The organism is Catenulispora sp. GP43 (assembly GCF_041260665.1).
Taxonomy (GTDB): Bacteria; Actinomycetota; Actinomycetes; order Streptomycetales; family Catenulisporaceae; genus Catenulispora.
On the sequence record NZ_JBGCCT010000031.1, the window covers coordinates 1 to 21,202 of the forward strand.

The following is a 21,202-nucleotide window of genomic DNA, read 5'->3' on the forward strand; positions in this document are numbered from 1 at the left end:
ACGGCTTCGCGCATGGTTTGCGGGATCCGTTGGTGGCGCGGGTCAGGGGTCCCGCGTGTCGTGTCAGGGCGGCGAGGGTGTGGGCAGGTGGTCGGGTCTACTGCCACAGGCCACAGTCAAGAGCAAGGTCAAGGGCTAAAAGCGCCTCCGGCGGCGCCTGCGCGGCGAGCGGCCTCGCTCCGGGGATGGGGGGTCGCGCTGTCGGGTGGCGGTCATTGCTTGTGGTCGCCTCTGTCCCGGATTCCCCGTCGCTTCGTCGCCCGGAGGGAACCATCCCGGCCTGGGCGGTGTCAAGCCGGATCACACGCTGCTGTGGTCGTCTGCCGTGCGGCTGGACACCGCCCAGTCCGGGATGGTTGTGCAAGCACCGCCGAAGCGACGGGGAATCCGGGACAACCCCGGCCTGTGGTGTGGACGGGGTCCACTCCGTACGCACACGCGGCGGTGAGCTTGTGGGCGCCAGGTGCGGGAACCCTTCCCACAGGCGGGGTTGTCCCGGGTTCCCCGTCGCGTCGGCGGGCGTAGCCAAGCAGGCCGGGCCGGTGGTGTCAAGCCGCTGATACTCGACCACAGCAGCAGCGATCCGGCTTTACACCACCGGACCGGTCTGCTTCCGTCAGGCGACGACGCGACGGGGAACCCGGGACAAACGCGACCACAAGCAACGACCGCCGCCGGGCAGCGCAACCCCCCATCCCCCGAGCGAGGCCGCTCGCCGCGCAGGCGCCGCCGGAGGCGCTCTTGACTGTCGCAGTAGACAGCACCACACCCCCCACCGCGACCCGCCAACACGACACCAGCGACACGCTCGACACGAGCGACACCACCGAACCGGCACCGACCCACCACCGAACCGCACCACCCACAGATAAGCCAAGAGCGCCTCACATCCCGGGCCGGCCGGCCCGCAGAGCCGCGCCGGCGGCCCGGCCGGCGTCGCGCAGGGTCTGGGCCAGACGGTCGAGGTTGTGCGCCGGGTCGGTGATCACGCACAGGGCCGCCATCGGCGTTCCGGGGGCTCCGTGCAGCGGCACCGCGGCGCAGCAGATCCCTGACACGACTTCCTCGCGGTCGAAGGCGACGCCGCGGGCCCGGATCGCGGCGGCTTCCCGGCGCCAGGAGGCCGGAACCAGGTCCGGCGCCGGCGCATCCGTGGCGCGGCCGACGAAATCGCCGCCGACGCGGGCTCGCTCGGCGTGTCCGGCCACCAACGCCTTCCCCGAAGCCGTCATCCACGGCCACATACCCCCGCTGTCCAACGGGACCGCCAGCCCATCGCGCCCCGGGACACAGTCGACGATCATGTCCGCACCCTCACGCAGAACGTTGACCGTCACCGTCACCCCGGTCGCCGCCGCCAGCCGCCGCATCGGCTCCCGCACCGCCGCCCGCAGGGCCCGGTAGGGCTGCCAGGAGTGCCCCAGCTGGAACACCCGCGCCCCGATCCGGTAGCCGCCCCGGCTGCGTTCCACCGCACCGAGGCTGCTCAGCTGCTCGAGCAGCCGGTGCGCCGTCGTCTTCGGCAGCCCGCAGTCCGCGGCCAGCCGGGTCACACCCGCCGCGCCGGCCTGCTCCAGCGCGCCGAGCAAGGCGAACGCGCTCTCCAGCACTCCGCGTCCGCCGCCCTGGGGCGCGGACACGGGATCGGTAATCGTAGAGGACATCTATCAAAGGTCTGCGATACTGGTCGATCGGATGTTGCCGGGGCTGCACACCGGTATGGCCCGTACTGCACGGGTGAACCGTTCACAGGAACGGTCCGTTTCCACGGATGGGGGGCCGCCGAAGGGCGGCGGCCGGGGGAAAAGGCAGGAAAAGCGCATGCCACAGCGCTGGTCGACGATGGACGTGCCCAGATCCGCGCAGTTCGCGCGCTGGCGCGAGCTGATCTGCGAGGCCTTCCTCGCCCTGACACCGGAATCGGACCTGCGCGACGGGTTCGCCGGGACGGTGGCCCAGCGCCAGCTGGCCGAGCTGAGCATCGCCCGCATCACCTCGCAGCGGCAGCGCGTGCGGCGCACGGACCGCGACATCGACCGCTCGGCGTATCAGGGTTATTACGTAAACCTGCAAGTGCGCGGCAGCAGCCTGATGACCCAGGACGGCCGCTCGACGGTCCTGCGTCCCGGCGACATCGCGATCGTGGACACCACCCGGCCCTTCGCCTTCGGCTTCCAGGACGACTTCCAGCAGCTCTCGCTGTTCGCGCCGAAACCGCTGCTGACGCTCGGATCGGCCGCCGACGCCGCCACTGCCTCCGCTGCCGCGACCGCCGCCGTCACCACCGCCACCCGCGTGGGCACCGCCGCCGGCCCCGGAGCCGCCGTCCGCCACGCCCTGCTCAGCCTCACCCACGACGGCCTCTCCGAGGACACCGCGGCCCGGCTGGCCGCCCACGCCTGCGGCATCCTGGCCATAGCCCTGGACCAGCGCGCCGAACCACACCCGCGATCCACCCCGCTGCGCCAAGACCGCCTGCACGCGGCAGCCCTGGCCGACATCGACGAACACCTCACCGACGCGGACCTGTCGGCATCCGCCGTCGCCACCCGCCTCGGCGTCTCGGTCCGGCTGCTCTACGCGGTGTTCGCCGGACGCCGGCACAGCTTCGCCGGCGAAGTGCGCCGGCGCCGGCTGGACCACGCCTGGCGCGACCTGCAGGACCCCGTCCACGCGCACCTGTGCGTCATCGACGTGGCCGTGGCGGCCGGCTTCGCCGACGTCACCAGCTTCCACCGGGCGTTCCGCCGGGAATACGGGCGGACGCCGGCGCAGGTGCGCAAGAGCGCGTTGGGGGCTTAGAGGGAGCGCGGATTGGTGGCCGGGCGGAAAAGTCGCCGGAGCTCCGAGCCTGGCCGCACCGGTGCCTTGCCGTGCGCTGCGCTTACGGCAAGCCAAGAACCCACAGCCAACACCGGGCTGAGGGTCCTTGTCCGGCACGCCCAGCCTCGTTCCCGACGAGTTTTCCGTGCGCTGCGGCGGCGCTGCCGCCTCGCCAGACCGGCCACCAATCCGCGCACCCTCTTAGCCGATTCAGCCGACTCGACCAGTTCGAACCACCGCGGTGACCAGGCTGGACGAGATGTGGGCCCGCTCCGGATCGGAGGCGATGAAGAGCGTCTCGACACCGGCCAGCTCGCGGTTCATGTGCGCCATCGGCACCTCGTGCTCCAGGTCCCGGCCGTCACGCACACCCCGGACGACGACGTCGATCCCGGCGTCCCGGCAGTAGTCGACCAGCAGTCCGCCGCTGTGGAAGTCGACCGTCACGTTGCCCAAGCCGGCCGCCGCCGCGCGCAGGCGCTCCAGACGCTCGGCGACGAGGAGGCGGCCGGCCTTGCTCGCGTTGACCATCGCGCAGACGACGACCTCGTCGAACAGGAGCGCGGCACGGCGGATGACGTCCTGGTGCCCTTCGGTGACCGGGTCGAAGGATCCTGGGAAGAGGGCTCGCATGCTCGGCAGACTAGACGGTCGCGCTGCCGGAGGCGGGTGAGGGGTGGGGAGGGGGTCGGGCTACGGGACGTCATCTGACTGATGTGGGCGGCGCGGCGGCTGTCGGACAGTGGGAGGGCACAGGTGAATCCACGAAAGGCCCGTCATGACCACTGATTCCCGCACCGAATCCCGGACCGAATCCCGCACTGACCTGGCGCTCGTCCTCGAGGCCGCGCCCTGGGCGCTCGCGGCGATGATCGGCACCATGCGCGACGCCGCCTCGGCGCCGCTGACCCGGGTGCTCGCCGACCATCCGCGGCGGACGGCGGTGTTGGAGGCCGCCGGGCTGGTGCGGCGCGACGGGGACTCGGTCGTGGTGGACCCGGTGCTGGACGTCGCCGACTCCGCGACCGCGCACAGCGCCGTCGCCGCACGTCTCAGCGCCCTGCGCCAGGCCGCGTCCGCCGCGTCCGCCGACCAGAGCACCAGCGGCGCGCCGGCCTGGGCACGTCACGACGACGACGTGCTGCTGAACCAGGGCCGCGCCTCCGCCGCCACCGGCCGCGGACTCGCCACCCGGATCGTCCCGGCGCTGTCCGGTCTGGCCGAGCGCCTGGCCGCCCCCGGGAGCCGGGTACTGGACGTCGGCACCGGCGTCGCGGCCCTGGCACTGGCCGTGGCCGAGGCGTTCCCGGCGACCGAGGTCGTGGGCATCGACGTCCTGCAGCGGGTCCTGGACCTGGCCCGGACCGAGCTGGCCGGGGCGGACCCGGCCACCGCGGCCCGGATCACGCTGCGGCTGCAGGACGTCGGCGCCCTGGCGGAGCAGGACGCCTACGACCTCATCTGGCTGCCGGTCCCGTTCCTGTCGGACGCGGCACTGAAGTCGGCGATACCGCGCATCCTGACCGCACTGCGCCCCGGCGGATGGCTGGTCGCCGGCACGAACCCGGCCTCGGACCACCCGCTGCGCCGCGCCGTCGACGCCTGGACCGCGGACCTGAACGGCGGCAACGGCTCGGACACCGACGCCGTCGGGCACGCGCTGAAAGCAGCCGGGTTCGGCGACGAGCGGGGGTTCCCGACGGTGCCGGGCGGCCCCGTGCTGATCGCTGCGCGGCGCGGCTACTGAGGAGCGCGGCGGCGACACACACCGGCGACCGCCGACCCGATCTCAGCCCTTGCTCACGCCCCCGCCCCCGCCCCCGCCCGCAGCCAACACCGCCTCCGCCTTGTCCCGAACCGCCGCGAGCTTCGCAGATTCCTGCCGCAACTGCGCGGCATCGGCGCCGATGTACTGCTTCTGCAACGCCGACTCGGCACCGAACCAGATCCCGATCAGGTTCGTCCGGCTCTTGCAGCTCACGTCGGCGACCGCGATCCTGCGGTCCACGGCGTCGCCGGCGGTCGCGCCGAGCTGCTGCGTGATCAGCGAGGCCTTGAGCGGGTCGGGGGCCTGGTAACCGCTCTGCCGCATGCAGTCCGACCACATGCCGATGGCGGTCTTCACCGCGGGCAGTGCCGCCGAGGCGTCCAGGCTCTGCTGGTCCAGCTTGTTCACCAGCATGTCGTTCGCGGGGTCGGTGAGTTGCTGGTCCGCCTCGCCGGCGCAGCCACCCGCCGGGATCGGCCTGCCCTGGTACGTGCCGGGGTCGGCGGTCGGCGGGGTCGCGGGGTTGGCGGCGCCGGTGAGGACGAGGTACTCCTGCTGGGACATCGCGGGGTCGGGCGGCGGGGTGTTCGTGAAGGCGGGGATGGCGTAGCCGTACTGCGCCGCCTGGGTCGGGTCGGACAGGCCGTAGCGGCGGGCCATGTTCGAGGCGTCGTAGCTGATCGTGTCGGTGGTGGTGGCCGGCTGGTAGATGAAGCCGTATCCGCGCATGCAGGTGCTCTCGATCGAGAACTTGGCCTTGAGGATCTCCGTGTACACCGGCAGCGTCTCCTCGTAGGCCTCCAGCGGCAGGCTCAGGCCGCGCGTCAGGCCGGCGACCGGGACGGCCGGTGGTGTGGACGGTGGTATGGACGGTGCGGCGGCGGTCGAGGTGCCGCCTGAAGCGGAGCAGCCGGCGGTCGTGCCGACCGTCACTGCCGCGACAGCGATGGTCACGAACATTCCAGCTCTTTTCATGGCGGCACCTCTACCTGTGCTTGTCTTGCCGTGACCTACTACGACTCGGAGATGGACGCCTCGTTGTTGTCGAGGTAGGCGTTCAGGTTCCCGTGGGTACTGGGGCCGAACGTCTGTGTGTGCCCGGTGTAGTTCGGCGACACGTACAGCGTGTAGGAGTGCGTCGTCGAGGAGTTCCAGACGCTCCCGACGTTGTTCCTGATCCCCTGGTTGTCACCGTCCGGCGGGATGCCGGCCATGTCCCAGAACTCGTAGTCGGTGTAGTACTGCAGGATCAGCGTCGAGCCCTCGTATGCGTAGGTCGGCTCGGCCGAGAGGTTGCTGACGTCCCCGACCAGGTCGGCGCTCGTCCCGCCGAAGTTCGAGTGGTAGAAGAGCTGCAGGCCGCCGTTGCAGTAGTAGGCCGCCGTGTACCACTGGTTGAAGGTGATGCCGCAGTTGTTGTTCGTGTAGTACGTCGGGACGGCGAACGCCGAGGTCGTCCCGGCGATGGTCGCGGCGGCGGTGAGCGCGCCGACCATCAGAGCCTTGCTTCTCTTGCGCATAGCGAACCTCCTCAGTTCTGGAATTCCAGGCACATCCAGGTCCGCGGCCCCACGACGCTGTCCGCCGGGCCGCACGCGGGGTTCCACAGCTTGCTCTTCTGGAACGAGGTCACCGCGGACTGCGTCTGCGGCCCGAACTGGCCGTCGACCCCGATGTTGTAGGCGCTGTACACCAGCAGCTTCTGCGCGAACGCCACGCAGTCGCCGGTCGACCCGTACTGCACCTGCTCGGTCGGGATGACGATGGTGCCGCCGCCGGGGGTGGGCCAGGTCCGCTGGCCGTGCGACTCGCACAGCTGCTGGAGCTGCGGCAGGGACATGGAGCCGTAGCTGTTGGCGCTGGCCTGCTCGGCGGTGGCCAGGCCGGCGCCGGCGGCGAGCAGCGTGGCGGCCGCGGCGGTGCCCAGGCGGGCGATGCGGGTTGTGCTCTTCATAGTCGTGCCTTTCGTCGGGGTTACTTGAGCAGGGCGTTGGCGTTACTTGAGCAGGGCATTGAGCTGCGCGGCCTCGGCCGCGTGGCCCGGCGCCATCGGATGGAAGCTGCTCGCCAGATAGCCGGCGACGATTCCGTTGATCCAGGGGGTGGGACTGCACACCTCGTTCGAGGCGAACGTCGAGCGGACGTCCATGAAGGAGATGTTCAGACCCGCGTTGGCCTGCTTGGTCGCGGTCACCGCGGTGGAGACCGAGGTCGCCAGGGCGTCGGACATCTGGTTCAGCCAGGCCGTCGCGGCCGGCGAGATGTTCTGGCAGCCCCGGGAGTTCGCGGGGAACAGGTGGGGGTAGCCGACCACGACGATCCGCGCCTTGGGGGCCGCCTGGTGGACGGCCGTGTACACCTCCTGCAGATGGCTCTGCAGGGCGCTGATGATCTTCGGCTCGTAGGTGGTCAGCGGCTGCGGATCGACGGTGCCGTCGTGGGTCAGGTAGTACGTGGGCGACACGCAGTCGTTCGTCGTGGACAGGGTGCAGCCCTCCACCACGTCGGAGAAGCGCGCGTCGTTGCCGCCGATGGACAGGGTCACCAGCGTCGTGTCCTGGTCCAGGAAGCCGTTGTCGTCGATCTGCAACGGCTCGCCCCACTGGAAGTAGGAGCTGTTCCAGTCCGCGTTCCAGTTGTCGGGGTTGCCCACCGCCTGTTGGGTGACGGCGGTCGTCTCGGCACCGCTGCAGGCGATGAAGGCGAAGTCATCGCCCCCGTTCGCGGCCGCCGTCGCCTCGATGCTCTTGCTCTGCCCGGGCATGACGACCTGGTAGGGGTACGCCTGGGGCGAGCGGTGGCACCCGTCGCCGTCCTGCGCCGAGTCCGCCTCGTAGGGGCTGATGCTCTCCCCGGAGGTGTAGGAGTCCCCCATCGCCACGTAGCGCACCGTGGAGGCCACGGTCGGGATGAAGGCCACGGCGTCGAAGGAGATGTCGCCGCCGTCCTGGTTGACGCCCTGGGCCTGCAGCGTCGGGCTGGAGTTGCTCAGCGAGACCGAGGCCCCGGCGGACAGGTCGAAGCTGCCGAGGTCGACCCAGGTGTTCTGGTTCCAGTGCTGGCTGATGATGCGGTGCCGGGTCTGGCCGTTGCCCAGGTTGATCTGATAATCCGCCTCCTCGGTGTTACCTCCGTTGCTGGGAACGTGCACCTTGATGCGGGTCCAGCCGGTGGTCGTGGAGGGCGGGGTCCAGGTCCCGGTCACCTCGGTGGTGTCGCCGGTGTGGGTGAACCACAGGTGCCCGCCGAATCCCACGCCGACCTGGTGGAAGTCGATCTTCCCCGGGTAGTCCACGCACGGTGAGACGCACCCCGGGACCGGGAGGTAGGTGAAGTCGACGCCGAAGCTTCCCTGGTCCTTCCACGTCTGCGTGCACTGCCCGACCGGGCTGGCCACGGTGGTGTCGTCGACGATGACCGCGTTCGACGGCAGGGCGCTGGTACTGCAATCCGGCGGGTAGATGTCGGTGCCGGTCGGCACCGCGCTGCTGGTGCCGTACTCGTACTGGGCCGTGCCGCACTGCTGCGCGCAGTTCTGGGCCCAGGTCGCCGCCGAGTGCCACCAGCAGTAGCCGTTCGGCGCCTGGCAGAGGCCTGCGGTATTGGCCTTGCCGTTGACGTCCGCGGCGGCGTCCGGGGTGCACTTGTCGCCGGCCGTGGAGCAGAACTCCATCGACGGCGCGTACAACGGCGCCACGCTGTGTGCGTTGTACGCGGCCAGGTACGCCGGTCCCCAGACCCCCTTGGCGTAGTCGTAACGCGGCACCGGCGAGTAGGCCCAGCCCATCACCAGTTCCTGGTACGGCCAGTGGTTGGGCACCTTGGTGTCGGCCGCGCTGTTGCTGAAGATGCCGCGGTCGGACGGGTAGCGCGGGTTGGCCGGGTTGTTGAACCAGCCCAGGCCCCAGTCCCCCTGGCCGTCGGTGCACGTCGGGCTCGGCGTGCAGCCGGTGGTGTCGCCGTGCTTGGCGTCCGGCTCCACACCGGTGTTGTAGGCCCAGACCGCCAGGTACCAGTTCTCGACGTACTGCGGGTCGGCGGTGTTGGCCAGGATGCCGGCCGCCTTGAGCTGGTTCCAGGAGTCGATGAGCATGTTCAGCGAGGCCGCGATGTTCGAGGCGTAGTCGGTGGCGATCGCCTGCTGCTGCTCGGCGGTGGTGTAGCCGGCGATGTCGCCGTCGGCCACCGGCGTGCCGGCCGGTGTCGACATGGCCATGCCGGTGGTGACCTGGCCGACGCCGTAGCCGCAGTCCGCCGAGGTCCACGAGGAGCCGGCGGGCTGGGTGGTGCCGGAGCTGTCGGTGAAGGAGTAGCCGTAGAAGCCGCCCTGGTTGAAATTGCCGTCGACGGCGTCGACCGCGTGCGGGCTGGCCTGCAGCGTGTTCGACTCCTGAGCCAGCACGCCGAGCAGCACCTGGACCGGGACGGTGCCGCCGCCGCTGAGCTTTTGGAGCGGGAACATGCCCTGCGGGGTCCAGCTCACCTTCATGCCCGAGCCCTCCCAGTTCGGCGGGCGCGACTGGGTGAGCCGGCCCTGCACGGCCAGGTCCGCGGCCCACTCGACCTGGGCCGCGGTGGCCTGGTAGGTCTCGATCGTGGGATCGTTGCGGGCCACGGAGCAGGCCCGGTCGGGGTCGACGGTCTCGGTGGCGGGATTGGTGGCCGCGGACACGTTGGTCACAGCCGCCTTCGTGGCTGCCGGCTTCGCCGCACCGCCGATCGCGGAAAGGATCGGCGAGGGCGCGCTGCCCTGCGACGGCTGAAGCGCGTGCGGGGCGACGGTGAACGAGACCACGTGGCTGTTCGCGGACACCACGGACTGGATCTCGATCTGGCCGTCCGGTGCACGTCCGGCCGCCGAGGACAAGCCGGGCTGGGTCGCGGTGCGGCTCGCGGAGCCGGTCACGACCAGCTGACCGGTGGTCGAGGGCTCGGCCTCGACGCCGGCGTCCGCCAGCCGCGACCAGCCCGCGCCGGCCCGCTCGGTGGCGACGGCGGCCGCGTCCGGGCCCAGGACGAACACGTGCCCCGCGGTGCCGTCCAGGCGCAGTCGGCTCGGCGCGCCGTGCCCGAGCACGGTCGGGGAACCGCCGGACCAGCGCTTGATCTGGTAGTCGGAGGACGAGACCGGAACCTCGTAGGCCAGACCGCCGCCGGCATCGGGGTACAGGCGCAGCGGCACACCGGCCTCGGTGCTGAGTGTGTGGCGCGCGCCCTTGGCGTCCAGGGCGACGACCTGGTCGCCGGCCACGGCAGCGATGCCGGTGCCGGTGCCGCTGGTGCCAGTGCCGCCGCTGCCGCTGCTGGTGCCGGCGCTGGTGCTGGTGCTGGTGCTAATACCGAGCGGGACCGCCGAGGTCAGCTGCCCGGGCTGCGCCTGCCGCTCGACGATCGCGCCGGTGGCCGCGTCGACCAGCTCCAGGTGCGTGGTCGCGCCCGCGGAGGTGGTCTGCAGGTCGGAGACCACGAAGGTGTCGCCGGTTCCGCAGCCGGGGTCGTAGTAGGCCAGCGAGGCGTGCAGGTCCAGCTTGCGCACCGCTCCGCTGCGCAGGTCGACGATGGCGACGAACGCCCCGGCATCGCCGACGTCCCCGTGGTTGGTCAGCTCGCGCGGGGCGTAGACGACGGCGGCGTAGTTCCCGGATCCGGTGACGCAGTCCTGGCCGATCCACTGGGCCGAGTCGAATCCGGGCTCGGACAGGGTCGCGGCGGTCCGCCACTGGTACGCCGCGGCCGAGTCGGCGACCAGGACGTTCAGGCCGTCGGCGGTCCCGACCGCGGTCACCGCGCGGTCGGTGGAGGTGCGCCAGGTGCCGGGCAAGGTGTGGTCGGGGTCTGCGACCCGGGAGGTAGTACTGGAGGCAGGTGCAAGTGCGGCCGGCTGGGCCGCCGCCTGCGCGCTCGGCACGGCGCCGGCGCCGACGGTCAGCGTCGCCCCGGCGATCGCCACCGCGGTGGCGGCGGAGAGCATCGAGGCTCTTCGAGATCTTCGACTGGTTCTCAAGCGGTTCACCAGGATGCTCCAGGTACCTTGATAGGAGGGGGTATGCAGAGCTGAGCGCGCATGCGCGACTATGGCGGCGCGGGATAACACGGAGCTCATACCGGCCTAACAAGGCGGCCTGACGTCGGAGGACTTCGCGCACACGAGATCGCGGCCCGCCACCGAGGTGGTGGCGGGCCGCGATCTGCTTGTCAGAGCTCGGGCTTCACCCGTCGGTGCTGAGGAACGCCTGCGTGTTGCCCAAGGCGAACAGCGTGGCGGCCGGCGCCGCGGACAGCTCCGTCACCACCCCGCTCACGCTCGGCACGGCGACGTAGCTCCACGCCGTCCCGTCCCAGTGCTGGAACGCCGGGACGGCGGTGCCGGGCTGGAACCCCAGGGCCCAGGCGTCGGTCGGCGACAGCGCCGCGACGCTGGACAGGCCCTGCGGCGTGGTGGTGCCGGCCGGTGCCGGAACCAGGCTCCACGCGGTGCCGTCCCAGTGCTCGACCAGCTGGTTGTGCGGCGCGTGCCGGCCGAAGCCGGTGGTGCCGCCGACGGCCCAGACGTCGTGTGCCGAGGTGGCCGCGAGGGAGTCGACGGCGACGGTGTTGACGTCCTGGCCGTTGAGCACGGCCAGCGGCGGGGTCGGGACCACGCTCCAGGCCGAGCCGTTCCAGTGCTCGATGACGGCGGTCTGCACGCCGGAGTTGGACGCGGCCCACACGTCGGAGGCGGAGTTCGCGACGACGGCGTTGCAGGAGGGGATGCTGTGCTGGATCCCGTTGGAGGTGTAGGAGTCGGGGTTGGGCACGATGCTCCAGGCCGTGCCGTTGAAGTGCTCGATCAGGCCCACGAAGCCGCCGGCGGCGGAGTCGAAGTGCTCGCCGACCGCCCAGACGTCGGTGGCGGACACCGCGACGACCGCGTTCAGGGTCTCGGAGCTGCTGGTGGCCGAGGTTCCGCCGGGCACCCGGGTCCAGCGGGTGCCGTTCCACTGCTCGAGCAGCGCCGTGGTGGTGCCGGTGCTGGTCTGGCTGTAGCCGACCGCCCAGGCGTCGGTCGGCGAGACGTTCGCGACGCCGTTCAGGACGTCGGCGTTTCCGGTCGGGCTGGGCGTCGGCGTGACCTGCCACGTGCTGCCGTTCCAGTGCTCGGCCAGCGTGGCGATGACCGTGTTCGCGTTGAGGTAGTCCACGCCGACGGCCCAGGCGTCAGAGGCGGATCTCGCCGATACCGCCATCAGGTTCACAGTGCCGGTGGTCACCGGCGGTATCGCGGTGAACGTCGTGTCCGCTCCTGCCGCCTGCGCCGTCGCGGGGCTCCACGCCAGCACCGCGGCGATGCCGAACCCTGCGACGGACGCCGCTAGGGCACCAAGCCTTCTCATCACGGGCGATCCTCCGATCGATCAGATGCCTCCTGCGCCGTCCCACGCGGACGGCGCCCCGGCGCATCCGACACGCTGCGGCGGCGGACCCGGTTCGGCGTGATCAGGCCGGCGGACGGCTTTGGCGGGAAAGCATGGTTCGCAGCGCTTCCACGACGAGCTTGTGGTCCTCGACCTGCGGCAGCCCGGAGACGGTGACGGTCCCGATGACGCCGGCGCCGGCCACGGTGACGGGGAAGGCGCCGCCGTGCGCGGCAAAGGTGTCGCGTGGCAGGCCGGAGGACTCCTCGAAGGTGGTCCCCCGGTCGCGGTGGCGCTGGCCGACCAGCAGCGAGCTGTGGCCGAAGCGGCGCACGACGTTGTTCTTGCGCTCCACCCAGGAGTCGTTGTCCGGGCTGGTCCCGGGCCGGGCGTGGTGGAACAGCTGCTGGTCGCCCCGGCGGATGTCGACGGCGACCGGCAGGCCGCGCTCGCGGGCCAGCTCGACCAGCAGCGAGCCCAGGGTCCAGGCGTCGTCGTGGGTGAAGGCGCCGAAGACCAGCTCTTCTTCTTGGGCGAGCAGTTCCTCGCTCGTGATGGGTTCGCTCACGGGCCGAGTTAATCAACACTGTTGAGAAACAGTCAACCCGCGACGGGCTCCTCCAGCCGGGCCGGGCTGCCGGGCAGCCAGACGCTGAGCAGCGCGCCGCCGCCGGGCGCCCGGGCCGCGGCGACCCGGCCGCCGTGGTTGGTGGCGATGTGCTGCACGATGGCCAGGCCCAGTCCCGAGCCCGGCGTGGACCGGGCCTCCGGCGAGCGGTAGAAGCGTTCGAAGACGTGGGTGAGGTCTTCCTCGGCGATGCCCGGGCCCTGGTCGGCGACCTGGATCTGGCCGTCGGCCAGGGTCACGGTGACGATGCCGGCCTCCGGGGAGAACTTCGTCGCGTTGTCGAGCAGGTTGGTCACCAGGCGTTCCAGCCCGGCGGCGTCGCCTCGCAGATACCAGTGCTCCAGGCGCAGGTCGTAGGTGAGTCTGGGTGCGCGGCGCTGCACGCGCTCGGCGGCACGCTCGACCACGTTCAGCAGGTCCACCTGCTCGACCGTCTGCGAGGGGTGCTCGTCGCGGGAGAGCTCGACGAGGTCCGCGATGAGCATCGAGAGCTCGTCCATCTGCGCCCGCACGTCGTTCATCAGGGCCACCCGTTCCTCGGCGGGCAGGCGGCTGTCATCGGATCCGGCCGAGACCTGGGCGAGCAGGTCGAGGTTGGTGCGGATGGAGGTCAGCGGGGTGCGCAGTTCGTGTCCGGCGTCGGCGACGAGGCGCTTCTGGTGCTCCCGCGAGCGCGCGAGCGCCTCGAGCATGGCGTTGAAGGCGCGGGTCAGCTGCGCGATCTCGTCGTCGCCGGTGACCGGCAGGTGCGCGAGGTCGCCGGTGCGGGCTATGTACTCGGTCGCGTGCGACAGCCTGGCGATCGGCCGCAGCGCGGCGCGCCCGATCGCCAGGCCGGCGAGGGCGGCCAGGGCGATGCCGAGCAGGCCGACCACGATCGAGATCGTGGCGATCGTGTTCAGGGCCGACTCGGTCTGGGCCAGCGGGAGGGAGAAGACGAGCGCCGAGGGCCCGGTGCCGTCCTGGGAGCCGTCGTCGTAGATGTTGGGGATGGCGTAGACGCGGTAGTCCACACCGTTGTAGTCCAGGGTCCGCAGCGAGGCGCCGCTCTGCTGGGCGGCCACGGCGATCTCGGGGGCGCCGAAGGGGGCCCACACCTGGTAGGTGGCCAGGATCTGCCCCGGTTGGTCCTGCGGTCCCATGCGCTGGAGCTCGAGGTTCTGCGGACGGTGCGCGGTCCCGTCGGCGTAGACCAGGGTCTCCTGGTAGCCGGAACTGGCCAGCAGGGTCCTGGCCTGGTCCAGATAGGCCGGCGTGAACATCTCCAGCGGCCCGGCGGTGAAGACGGTCGCGCGCTGCTCCAGCTGGCGATCCATCCGGTTCATGATCGTCTTGCTGATCGCCAGATAGCTGACCAGCGCCCCGAGGGCCACCGACAGCCCCACCGCCGCCACGACCAGAAGGGTGATCCGGGATCTGAACGAGCGCCGAGCGAGCCAACCGCCATGCCTGTGCATGCGCAGATCTTGGGGCTCCGCGCTGAGAGAGGGCTGAGATCGGGCCGAAAGGAGGGTGAGGAGTACGGGGTTTGACTTCGCGCGAGTCGGCTAAAGGGCTCCTCATGCCCGACACGATCACCGACAATCCCCTCGTCCACGACCTCTACCACCTCCCGGCCCCGGTTCTGACGGCCTATCTGAACCCGCCGTCCTCCAGGCCCGGCGTCGACGACACGGATCTGCGGCTGCGGTCGCTGGTGGCGGACCTGCGCTCGGCCGGCGCGTCGTCCGACGCCCTGGAGGCGCTGGCCAGCGTGCTCGGGACGCTGGAGCCCGGCCGGCCGCCGGCTGCGGCCTTCGTCGGCACCGACGGACAGACCCGCATGTTCCCGCTGCCCGGGGCCGAGGTCGGCGACCAGGCGTACTGCGCGGCGGTGCCGCGGGTGCTGCCGATGCTGGCCTGGCGGCAGCTGCATCCGGCGTTCGCGACCGTCATGCTCGACCGGGCAGGGGCCGAGCTCGTGGTGCAGCCGGCCGGGGGCGCGAGGGCGCTGCGGGCCGAGGTCGCCGGGCCCGACAACGTGATCGGGCGCGACGCCCCGGGCGGGGCGTCGCGGTCGCGGTACCAGAACCGTGCCGAGAGCTCCTGGCAGCACAACGCGGGACGGGCCGCCGAGGTCGTCGCCGACGCGCTGGCCGCCGCGGAGGCCGACCTGCTGATCGTCGGCGGCGATGTCCGGGCCGAACAGTACTTCCTGGACCGGTTGCCGGCGCGGTTGCGCTCCGAGGTCACGATCAAGACCATCCCCGGCGGCCGAAGTCGCGACGGGTCCCGGCACCGTCGCGGGGACGAGGTCGAGGCGGTGGTGCAGGAGTACGTGGACGAAGAGGCCCTGCGCACGCTCAGCCGCGTCCAGGACCGCTCCGGCCCCGGCGGCCTGGGCGTGCAGGGCCCGGCCGCGACGATCCACGCGCTGGCCCGGGCGCAGGTCGAGGTGCTGCTGCTGGCGCAGGCCGGGCTCGGGCAGGGATCCATGGCCGAGGCCGGAGCGGGGGCTGATCCGGGCACCGCGTGGTTCGGCCCGCGGCCCACCGACATCTCCGAACACCGCACCGGCGTCCTCGTCCCGGGCGGGAAGCCCAGCCATGCACGCCTGGACGAGGTGTTGGCCCGCGCGGCGGTCCTCACCGACGCCGACATCCGCATCCTGCCTCCGGGGCTGCCCGAGGCGCCGCCGCACGGGGTCGGCGCGCTGTGCCGGTTCGCGGTGTCCTGACAGTCAGTGTCTTGACAGTCGGCGTCTTGACAGTCGGTGTCCTGACAGTCAGGGCCCGTTGCTCACACGGCGGCTGCGGCCCGTTGCTCACACGGCGGCGGCCTCCAGGGCCCGGCGTGCCAGCTCGGCGCCGTAGTCGGTCCACTCCCCCTGGCCCCAGTACCGGTAGCAGCTGGTCTGGCTGGCCAGCAGGTGGAACAGCGCGCGCCGGTAGCGGGGGTCGTCCGTGGGCACATCCTGGGCGAGCATCCGCGCGTGGAACTCGGCGCTGGCGCGCTCCATGGGGATCAGGACGTTGTCGTAGCCGCGGACCCAGGAGACGTCGGCGGTCCAGCTACCGCCGTCCATGCTGGCTTCGCGTTGCAGGGGCCGTATCGCCGGCAGCGCGTCGGGGGCGATCCCGAGGGCGTGCAGGGCCTGTAGATACTCGGTCACGTTGACGGGCCGCACGGTGGTTCCCGAGCTCTCGCGCATCACTTCCAGGTACTTGTCCGGGAACTCGTTCATCATCACGCCGCCGTTCTCGCCATCGGCGATCTGGGTGACCAGCGGCGGTACGGTCTGGCCTGCCAGTGTGCGGCGGGACAGGGACTTCGCCTCGTAGTAGGGCTGCATCTGGCCGACGAGTTTGGTGTCGCTGCCCTGCGTCTTGACGATCGCGGTGATGGAGGCGCTCTGGCCCCGGGAGTTGGTGCACACAAGCCGGCGCGGGATGTAGGGATCCGACAGTTCGCTCCCGTCGAGCTCCTCGACGGTGTGTTCCTGGACGAGCACCCATTCGTAGCCGCAGTCCAGAAGGGTTCGCACGAATTCGTAGGCGACGTCGGGGTGGTTCGGGAGGGCCATCTCGGGCGGGGAGAACCCACGGACCCGGGACAGCGCCTCGAGTCCGAACAGGCCTGCGAAGTGGTGCTGCCAGGCCTGGACGTGCAGCCGGAAGTCCTGGACCGGGGTGGACGGGGCCACCGCGTGGCCCCAGGTGGTGCCGAGCCATTCGACGGCCTCGCGGGCCTGCGGGTCGGTGGCCAGGTAGCGGAGGTCGTCGAGCACGTCGTCCAGGTGCATCTGGCGCAGTCCGTGCAGCAGGGTGCCGGAGTAATCGAGCATCACCCGCGGCCGGCGACCCTCGTCGAGCAACTGCCGGACGAACTCCGCCATCCGGCGGTAGCACCAGGCGAAGGTCGGGGCGTTGTGGTTGTCGCCGATGTCCTGATGGTCGGTCATCCAGGCCAGGTTGCCGATGAGGGGGGCCTCGGTGAGCGGGCCGTCGGCGGGGCGCAGCGGTTGGTGCATGTGCAGGGCGACGGCGAACGCGGCGTCGATGTGCTCGAGGTCCGGCGGGTCGGCGAACCCCAGTCGGGGCCGGGCCTCGGCGCGGATTCGGCGGATCAGGTCCTCGCTGCCGCTCAGGTTCGGGAGTCCGTCGACGTACTCGGGGATGGCGTCGGGCTCGCGGGGTCCGACGTAACTCGGGACTTCGTTCATGCGCGGGCCTCCGTCGGCCTACTTGTGCCGGATGTGCTCGTAGATGTCGAGGTAGTGGTCGGCGGGACGGTGCCAGGAATGGTCGGCGCGCATGCCGTTGAGCATCAGGGAGCGGAAGTCCTCCGGGTAGTCGGTCCAAAGCCCGAACGCCCGCTGCAGCGCACTGTCGATCGCCTGGTTGTCGGTGTGCTGGAACACGTATCCGTTGCGCCGGTCGTCGGCGTGCTCCCCGTGGTCCCGGTCGAAGACGGTGTCGCGCATCCCGCCGGTGGCACGGACCACCGGCACGGTCCCGTAGCGCATCGCCATCAGCGGTATCAGTCCGCAGGGCTCGAACAGGCTGGGCACCACCAGCAGGTCGGCCCCGGCTAGAACCAGGTGCGCCAGTTCCTCCTGGTAGGACAGCTCCAGATGGGAGTCCGGATTGTTGTTCAGGTGGTCCTTCAGGTGCTGGAAGTGGCCGTTGATGCCGTTGTGCTTCTGCTCCTGGCCCATGAGCACGAACTGGCCGCCGGCGGCCAGGGTCCGGAACAGCGCGTGGTGAACCAGGTGCATGCCCTTCTGCTCGTCCACCCGGCCGACGTAGGCGACCAGCGGGCTCCAGGACTTGCGCAGCATGAAGCGTTCGCGCAGCGCCTCCTTGTTCAAGTACTTGCGCTCGATGGTCGAGGCCGAATACGGCGCCGGGATGTAGGGGTCGGTCTCGGGGTTCCACACGTCGTAGTCGACGCCGTTGAGGACCCCGCCGAACTTGTCCTGGTACCGGTGCAGGGTGTGGCCCAGGCCGCAGGCGCTGTCGCCGTAGCGGGCCTCGGCGGCGTGGGTGTCCGAGACGGTGGTGACGAAGTTCGCGTACACCACGCCGCCCTTCATCGGGTTCACGGCGCCGTGGTGGGTGTCGTCGCCGAGCCGGTCCTGGGCCAGGAAGTGGTCGACGCGGCCCAGGCGGGTGGCCCAGAGCACTTCCGGCGAGGTCAGTCCCTGGTGGCAGAAGTTGTGGATCGTGTAGCAGACCCGCTGGTCGCCGAGGACCTGTGCGTACTGTTCGTAGAGCAGGACCGGGAGCAGGCCGGTGTGCCAGTCGTGGCAGTGCACCACCTCGGGGCGCTTGCCCGAGGCCGCCAGGTACTCCAGGGCCGCCTTGCAGAAGAAGGCGTAGCGCAGGGCGTCGTCGTCATATCCGTACATGCGTTCGCGGCCGAAGAAGTTGTCCTGCGAATGCGGCTCGATGAAGAAGCACTTGCGGCCGTGGACGTAGCCGAACCATACGGTGCAGTGCACCGTCCCGTCGTACCAGGGCACCCACAGGTCGTGGTGGCTCGGCTGCAGATCCCAGACGTCTTCGTAGCGCATCCCGGCGTACTTCGGCAGGACGATCTCCACGGCGTGGCCGCGGATCTCCAGTTCATGGCTCAGGCCGAACACCACGTCGCCCAGCCCGCCGGCCTTGGCCACGGGGGCGCACTCCGGTGCGACCATCACGATGAACAACGTCGACCTCCGCATTACGTTTCCAGGACCCGCTCAATTTCTAAGCGGTCCGCACGCATCGCGCAGGTGGAGCCGACCAATGGGGTGAGCGGGGGGGGCGGCTGCGACGCCGACCGGCGGACCCCCACATGGAAGCAGTGGGGGCGCATCGTGTCGGATCGCCGCATAGCGTGGCTCTCTGGTTGCCGGTGGCAGCCAAGCCATCGGCCCGAGTCAGGGAGACATCCATGACCAAGTCGAAGAAGCAATACGCCGCGGCGCAGCCGCAGGCCCCGAGCGAGGAATTCGGCCGCAGCATCGAGCTGGCCTTCTCCGACCACCCGTGGCCGGCCAGCCGGGCGGACGTGCTGGAGCACGCCAGCCGGCAGCGGACCTTCGCCAAGTCGGACTTCGCGCGGTTGAAACGGATTCCGCACCGTGACTACCACAGCGTCGCGGACCTGATGGACGCCACCCGCCAGGCCGAGATGTCGATGTCGGCGGCGCAGGGCCCCGGCCCGGTGGCCACAGCCGAGCACAACCGGCGCGCCATGGGCGAGACCCGCGTGGACACCGGGATGCACTCGGACCAGTTCGACGAGCGGACTCACTAAAACCGCTGATCCACTGGATCCACTGAACCGGTGGTAGTACGCCGGGCTGTCGGCGGTCCGTTCCGGACCGGCCGACAGTCCGGCTTCGGCGGTCGGCGGTCGGCGGTCGGCGGGCTCACCGCTGCGGGGTGCGCGCCGCTCTGGTGAGGAGATAAGGCAGCACGCGATGGTGGATCAGCGCGGACACCGCCCACAGCGGGCGCGCGATCCGGCGGCGGTAACGCACGACTGTAACCCAGACGATCCGCGTCTGTTCGACCGAGACGATGTTGTACGCCAGCATCAGCGGCGAGCGCTGTTCCAGGACGAGCCGCGCCGGGCCGGTCGAGGCGATGCGGGCGCCGAGCACCTGGCCAGGACCCGGTTTCGCGGCGTCGAACAGGAGCGGGAAGCGCCAGCCGGCACGGACCAGCACCCGGACGGGGAACGGCGCGTCTTCGAACGCTGACCGCGCCCATTCCTGCGGCGATCGGGATGGGGCCTGCGCGATGGGGAGTTCGAAGGCTGAGGCGTAGTCGTGGGCCGGCAGGTCACCGGCCGCGCCCGGAACGGGGACCTCGATGCGCCGGGCCTTCACCATCACGCCCACCATCACGCCCTCCCTGATAGTTGACATGTGTCCACTAGCGGTTCGCTCTCGACGATAGACGCGCTATTCGACACCCGTCAACTACCATGCCGTCCATGACCAGGCGGCGGCTCAAGCCCGAGGAACGGCGTGAGGAACTGCTGGACGCCGGCGCGGAGTTCTTCGCCAGCCAGCACTACGACGATGTACTCATGGACGAGGTCGCGGCGCGGGCCGGCGTGTCACGGGCGCTGCTGTACAAGTACTTCCCCGGCAAACGCGAGCTGTTCGCCGCGATCTACCGACGCGCGGCCGACCGGCTCCTGGACGCCGCCCGGCTCGACCCGGATCTGCCGATGGCCGATGCCGTCTCGGCCGGCCTCGACGCGCACATCGACTACTTCGCCGCCCACCGGCTGACCGTACTGACCGCGAACCGGACGCTGGCCGGCGATCCGCTGGTCCAGGCGATCATCGACGACGAGCTCACCGTGCTGCGCACCCGGATGCTCGACGCGGCCGGCTTCAGCGGCCACGCGCGCGATGTGGCGTCCGCGGCGTTGCGCGCGTGGCTGGTCTTCGTCCGGGAGATGTGCGTCGAGTGGCTGGAGGGCCTGGCGATCGACCGGGACGAGGTGCGGGCGGTCTGCCTGCGGACGCTGTCGGCGGCGTTGGAAGCCGTCAGCGACGAATCCGTCGGCCAGGGATAAGTCAGCACCGGACCCGTCAGCCCCGGAGCCGTCACCCGGCCGCCGGGCTGAACGGCACCGCGGTCGCGAACCTCTGCCGGTAGCCGTGCGGGCTCACGTGCAGGTGCCGGGCGAACGACCGGCGCAGCGTCTCGACCGTCCCGAAGCCGCACTGCCGCGCGATCTCCTCGATGCGCTCCTCGCTGCCCTCCAGCAGCATCCGGGCGCGCTCCAGCCGCATCGCCTCCACGTAGGCCGCCGGGGTCGAGCCGGTCTCGGCCGCGAAGACGCGGGCGAAGTTGCGCGGGCTCATCAGCGCCCGGGCGGCCAGGGCGGTGACGGACAGGTCGTGGTCGAGGTGGTCCGTGATCCAGTCCTGCAACTCCCTGATGCTCGGCCGGGACGCGGCCTGGGCGGCCAGGCCGCGGCTGAACTGGGTCTGGCCGCCGGGGCGCCGGACGAACAGGACGAGTTCCCGGGCGACGTGCAGCGCGGCCTGCGCGCCCAGGTCCTCCTCGACCAGGGCGAGCGACAGGTCGATGCCCGCCGAGACGCCGGCCGAGGTGTAGACGTCGCCGTCGCGGACGTGGATCGGGTCGGGCAGCACGGTGATCTCGGGGTAGCGCCGGGCCAGGTCGTCGCACGCGGCCCAGTGGGTCGTCGCCTTCCTGCCGTCCAGGATGCCGGCACGCGCCAGCAGGAAGGCGCCGGTGCACACCGAGGCGGTGCGCCGGGCCCGCCGGCTGGCGCCGCGCAGCCAGGAGATCAGTTCCTCGTCCACCGCGTCGCGGCGCTCGCCGGTGGCGCCGGCGACGATCAGCGTGTCGATGCGGCCGCGGAAGCGGTCGATGGTGGCGTGCGGGACGATCCGCACGCCGCTGGACGTGGTCACCACCGGCGCGGGCGCGACCACCTCGATCTCGTAGCCGCCGCCGGGCCGGCCGCGGCCGGCGAAGTCGAAGACGTCCGAGGGCCCGGTGACGTCCAGGGCCTGGACGCCGTCGAAGGCCACGATGACGACGCGGTGCGGGGCGGTGCTCACACCTC

General features: G+C 71.0%; 18 protein-coding genes. 5 read left to right on the forward strand and 13 right to left on the reverse strand.

Annotated elements, in window-relative coordinates; translation table 11 throughout:
- Positions 1-884 precede the first annotated feature (884 nt).
- Positions 885-1,664, reverse strand: a complete 780-nt coding sequence (locus ABH926_RS41955; RefSeq protein WP_370372007.1) for an IclR family transcriptional regulator — start codon at positions 1,662-1,664, stop codon at positions 885-887.
- Between the two features lie 157 nt (positions 1,665-1,821).
- Here ABH926_RS41955 and ABH926_RS41960 point away from each other — a divergent pair, with 157 nt between their 5' ends.
- Positions 1,822-2,802 carry a helix-turn-helix domain-containing protein gene (locus ABH926_RS41960; protein WP_370372009.1) on the forward strand — a complete coding sequence of 327 codons (981 nt, stop codon included), beginning with the start codon at positions 1,822-1,824 and terminating at the stop codon, positions 2,800-2,802.
- 231 nt (positions 2,803-3,033) lie between these two features.
- Here ABH926_RS41960 and coaD read toward each other — a convergent pair whose 3' ends face one another.
- Positions 3,034-3,456 carry a pantetheine-phosphate adenylyltransferase gene (coaD, locus tag ABH926_RS41965; protein WP_370372010.1) on the reverse strand — a complete coding sequence of 141 codons (423 nt, stop codon included), beginning with the start codon at positions 3,454-3,456 and terminating at the stop codon, positions 3,034-3,036.
- Between the two features lie 145 nt (positions 3,457-3,601).
- Between coaD and ABH926_RS41970 the strand changes: the two genes are divergently transcribed.
- Positions 3,602-4,570 carry a trans-aconitate 2-methyltransferase gene (locus ABH926_RS41970; protein WP_370372012.1) on the forward strand — a complete coding sequence of 323 codons (969 nt, stop codon included), beginning with the start codon at positions 3,602-3,604 and terminating at the stop codon, positions 4,568-4,570.
- Positions 4,571-4,612: 42 nt separating this feature from the next.
- Here the strand turns inward: ABH926_RS41970 and ABH926_RS41975 are convergent, their stop codons facing one another.
- From ABH926_RS41975 to ABH926_RS42005, 7 genes are all read right to left on the reverse strand, one after another.
- On the reverse strand, positions 4,613-5,566 hold the full coding sequence (locus tag ABH926_RS41975; protein WP_370372014.1) for a hypothetical protein: 954 nt from the start codon (positions 5,564-5,566) through the stop codon (positions 4,613-4,615).
- 38 nt (positions 5,567-5,604) lie between these two features.
- Entirely contained in the window at positions 5,605-6,111 is a 507-nt protein-coding gene (locus ABH926_RS41980) for a peptidase inhibitor family I36 protein (RefSeq protein ID WP_370372016.1), read from the reverse strand.
- An 11-nt stretch (positions 6,112-6,122) separates the two neighbouring features.
- Entirely contained in the window at positions 6,123-6,545 is a 423-nt protein-coding gene (locus ABH926_RS41985) for a peptidoglycan-binding protein (protein WP_370372018.1), read from the reverse strand.
- A 42-nt stretch (positions 6,546-6,587) separates the two neighbouring features.
- On the reverse strand, positions 6,588-10,562 hold the full coding sequence (locus tag ABH926_RS41990; RefSeq protein ID WP_370372020.1) for a GDSL-type esterase/lipase family protein: 3,975 nt from the start codon (positions 10,560-10,562) through the stop codon (positions 6,588-6,590).
- A gap of 238 nt (positions 10,563-10,800) precedes the next feature.
- A complete protein-coding gene (locus tag ABH926_RS41995) occupies positions 10,801-11,964 on the reverse strand; it encodes a hypothetical protein (RefSeq protein WP_370372022.1) in 1,164 nt (387 codons plus the stop codon).
- 103 nt (positions 11,965-12,067) lie between these two features.
- Entirely contained in the window at positions 12,068-12,553 is a 486-nt protein-coding gene (locus ABH926_RS42000; RefSeq protein WP_370372024.1) for a heme-degrading domain-containing protein, read from the reverse strand.
- A 32-nt stretch (positions 12,554-12,585) separates the two neighbouring features.
- Positions 12,586-14,007, reverse strand: a complete 1,422-nt coding sequence (locus ABH926_RS42005; protein WP_370372025.1) for an ATP-binding protein — start codon at positions 14,005-14,007, stop codon at positions 12,586-12,588.
- Positions 14,008-14,174: 167 nt separating this feature from the next.
- Here ABH926_RS42005 and ABH926_RS42010 point away from each other — a divergent pair, with 167 nt between their 5' ends.
- Positions 14,175-15,329, forward strand: coding sequence for a Vms1/Ankzf1 family peptidyl-tRNA hydrolase (locus ABH926_RS42010; protein WP_370372027.1), 1,155 nt, complete (start codon positions 14,175-14,177; stop codon positions 15,327-15,329).
- 87 nt (positions 15,330-15,416) lie between these two features.
- On the opposite strand, the gene ABH926_RS42015 is transcribed toward ABH926_RS42010, so the two are convergent.
- Together ABH926_RS42015 and ABH926_RS42020 are read right to left on the reverse strand one after the other, a co-directional pair.
- Positions 15,417-16,814 carry a glycosyl hydrolase family 57 gene (locus ABH926_RS42015; RefSeq protein ID WP_370372028.1) on the reverse strand — a complete coding sequence of 466 codons (1,398 nt, stop codon included), beginning with the start codon at positions 16,812-16,814 and terminating at the stop codon, positions 15,417-15,419.
- A gap of 18 nt (positions 16,815-16,832) precedes the next feature.
- Entirely contained in the window at positions 16,833-18,305 is a 1,473-nt protein-coding gene (locus ABH926_RS42020) for a glycogen synthase (protein ID WP_370372207.1), read from the reverse strand.
- Between the two features lie 227 nt (positions 18,306-18,532).
- Between ABH926_RS42020 and ABH926_RS42025 the strand changes: the two genes are divergently transcribed.
- Positions 18,533-18,898, forward strand: coding sequence for a DUF2795 domain-containing protein (locus ABH926_RS42025; protein WP_370372029.1), 366 nt, complete (start codon positions 18,533-18,535; stop codon positions 18,896-18,898).
- A gap of 115 nt (positions 18,899-19,013) precedes the next feature.
- Here ABH926_RS42025 and ABH926_RS42030 read toward each other — a convergent pair whose 3' ends face one another.
- Positions 19,014-19,490, reverse strand: a complete 477-nt coding sequence (locus ABH926_RS42030; protein WP_370372031.1) for a DUF2867 domain-containing protein — start codon at positions 19,488-19,490, stop codon at positions 19,014-19,016.
- Between the two features lie 92 nt (positions 19,491-19,582).
- Here ABH926_RS42030 and ABH926_RS42035 point away from each other — a divergent pair, with 92 nt between their 5' ends.
- A complete protein-coding gene (locus ABH926_RS42035; RefSeq protein ID WP_370372033.1) occupies positions 19,583-20,176 on the forward strand; it encodes a TetR/AcrR family transcriptional regulator in 594 nt (197 codons plus the stop codon).
- Positions 20,177-20,207: 31 nt separating this feature from the next.
- Here ABH926_RS42035 and ABH926_RS42040 read toward each other — a convergent pair whose 3' ends face one another.
- The gene (locus tag ABH926_RS42040; protein ID WP_370372035.1) at positions 20,208-21,197 is read right to left on the reverse strand and encodes a GlxA family transcriptional regulator; all 990 of its coding nucleotides are present in this window, start codon (positions 21,195-21,197) and stop codon (positions 20,208-20,210) included.
- Positions 21,198-21,202 lie beyond the last annotated feature (5 nt).

Coding starts and splice junctions, on each gene's coding strand:
- ABH926_RS41955 (WP_370372007.1), bottom strand. CDS start 1,664: ATGTCCTCTACGATTACCGATCCCGTGTCCGCGCCCCAGGGCGGCGGA.
- ABH926_RS41960 (WP_370372009.1), top strand. CDS start 1,822: ATGCCACAGCGCTGGTCGACGATGGACGTGCCCAGATCCGCGCAGTTC.
- coaD (WP_370372010.1), bottom strand. CDS start 3,456: ATGCGAGCCCTCTTCCCAGGATCCTTCGACCCGGTCACCGAAGGGCAC.
- ABH926_RS41970 (WP_370372012.1), top strand. CDS start 3,602: ATGACCACTGATTCCCGCACCGAATCCCGGACCGAATCCCGCACTGAC.
- ABH926_RS41975 (WP_370372014.1), bottom strand. CDS start 5,566: ATGAAAAGAGCTGGAATGTTCGTGACCATCGCTGTCGCGGCAGTGACG.
- ABH926_RS41980 (WP_370372016.1), bottom strand. CDS start 6,111: ATGCGCAAGAGAAGCAAGGCTCTGATGGTCGGCGCGCTCACCGCCGCC.
- ABH926_RS41985 (WP_370372018.1), bottom strand. CDS start 6,545: ATGAAGAGCACAACCCGCATCGCCCGCCTGGGCACCGCCGCGGCCGCC.
- ABH926_RS41990 (WP_370372020.1), bottom strand. CDS start 10,562: ATGCTCTCCGCCGCCACCGCGGTGGCGATCGCCGGGGCGACGCTGACC.
- ABH926_RS41995 (WP_370372022.1), bottom strand. CDS start 11,964: ATGAGAAGGCTTGGTGCCCTAGCGGCGTCCGTCGCAGGGTTCGGCATC.
- ABH926_RS42010 (WP_370372027.1), top strand. CDS start 14,175: ATGCCCGACACGATCACCGACAATCCCCTCGTCCACGACCTCTACCAC.
- ABH926_RS42015 (WP_370372028.1), bottom strand. CDS start 16,814: ATGAACGAAGTCCCGAGTTACGTCGGACCCCGCGAGCCCGACGCCATC.
- ABH926_RS42025 (WP_370372029.1), top strand. CDS start 18,533: ATGACCAAGTCGAAGAAGCAATACGCCGCGGCGCAGCCGCAGGCCCCG.
- ABH926_RS42030 (WP_370372031.1), bottom strand. CDS start 19,490: ATGGTGGGCGTGATGGTGAAGGCCCGGCGCATCGAGGTCCCCGTTCCG.
- ABH926_RS42035 (WP_370372033.1), top strand. CDS start 19,583: ATGACCAGGCGGCGGCTCAAGCCCGAGGAACGGCGTGAGGAACTGCTG.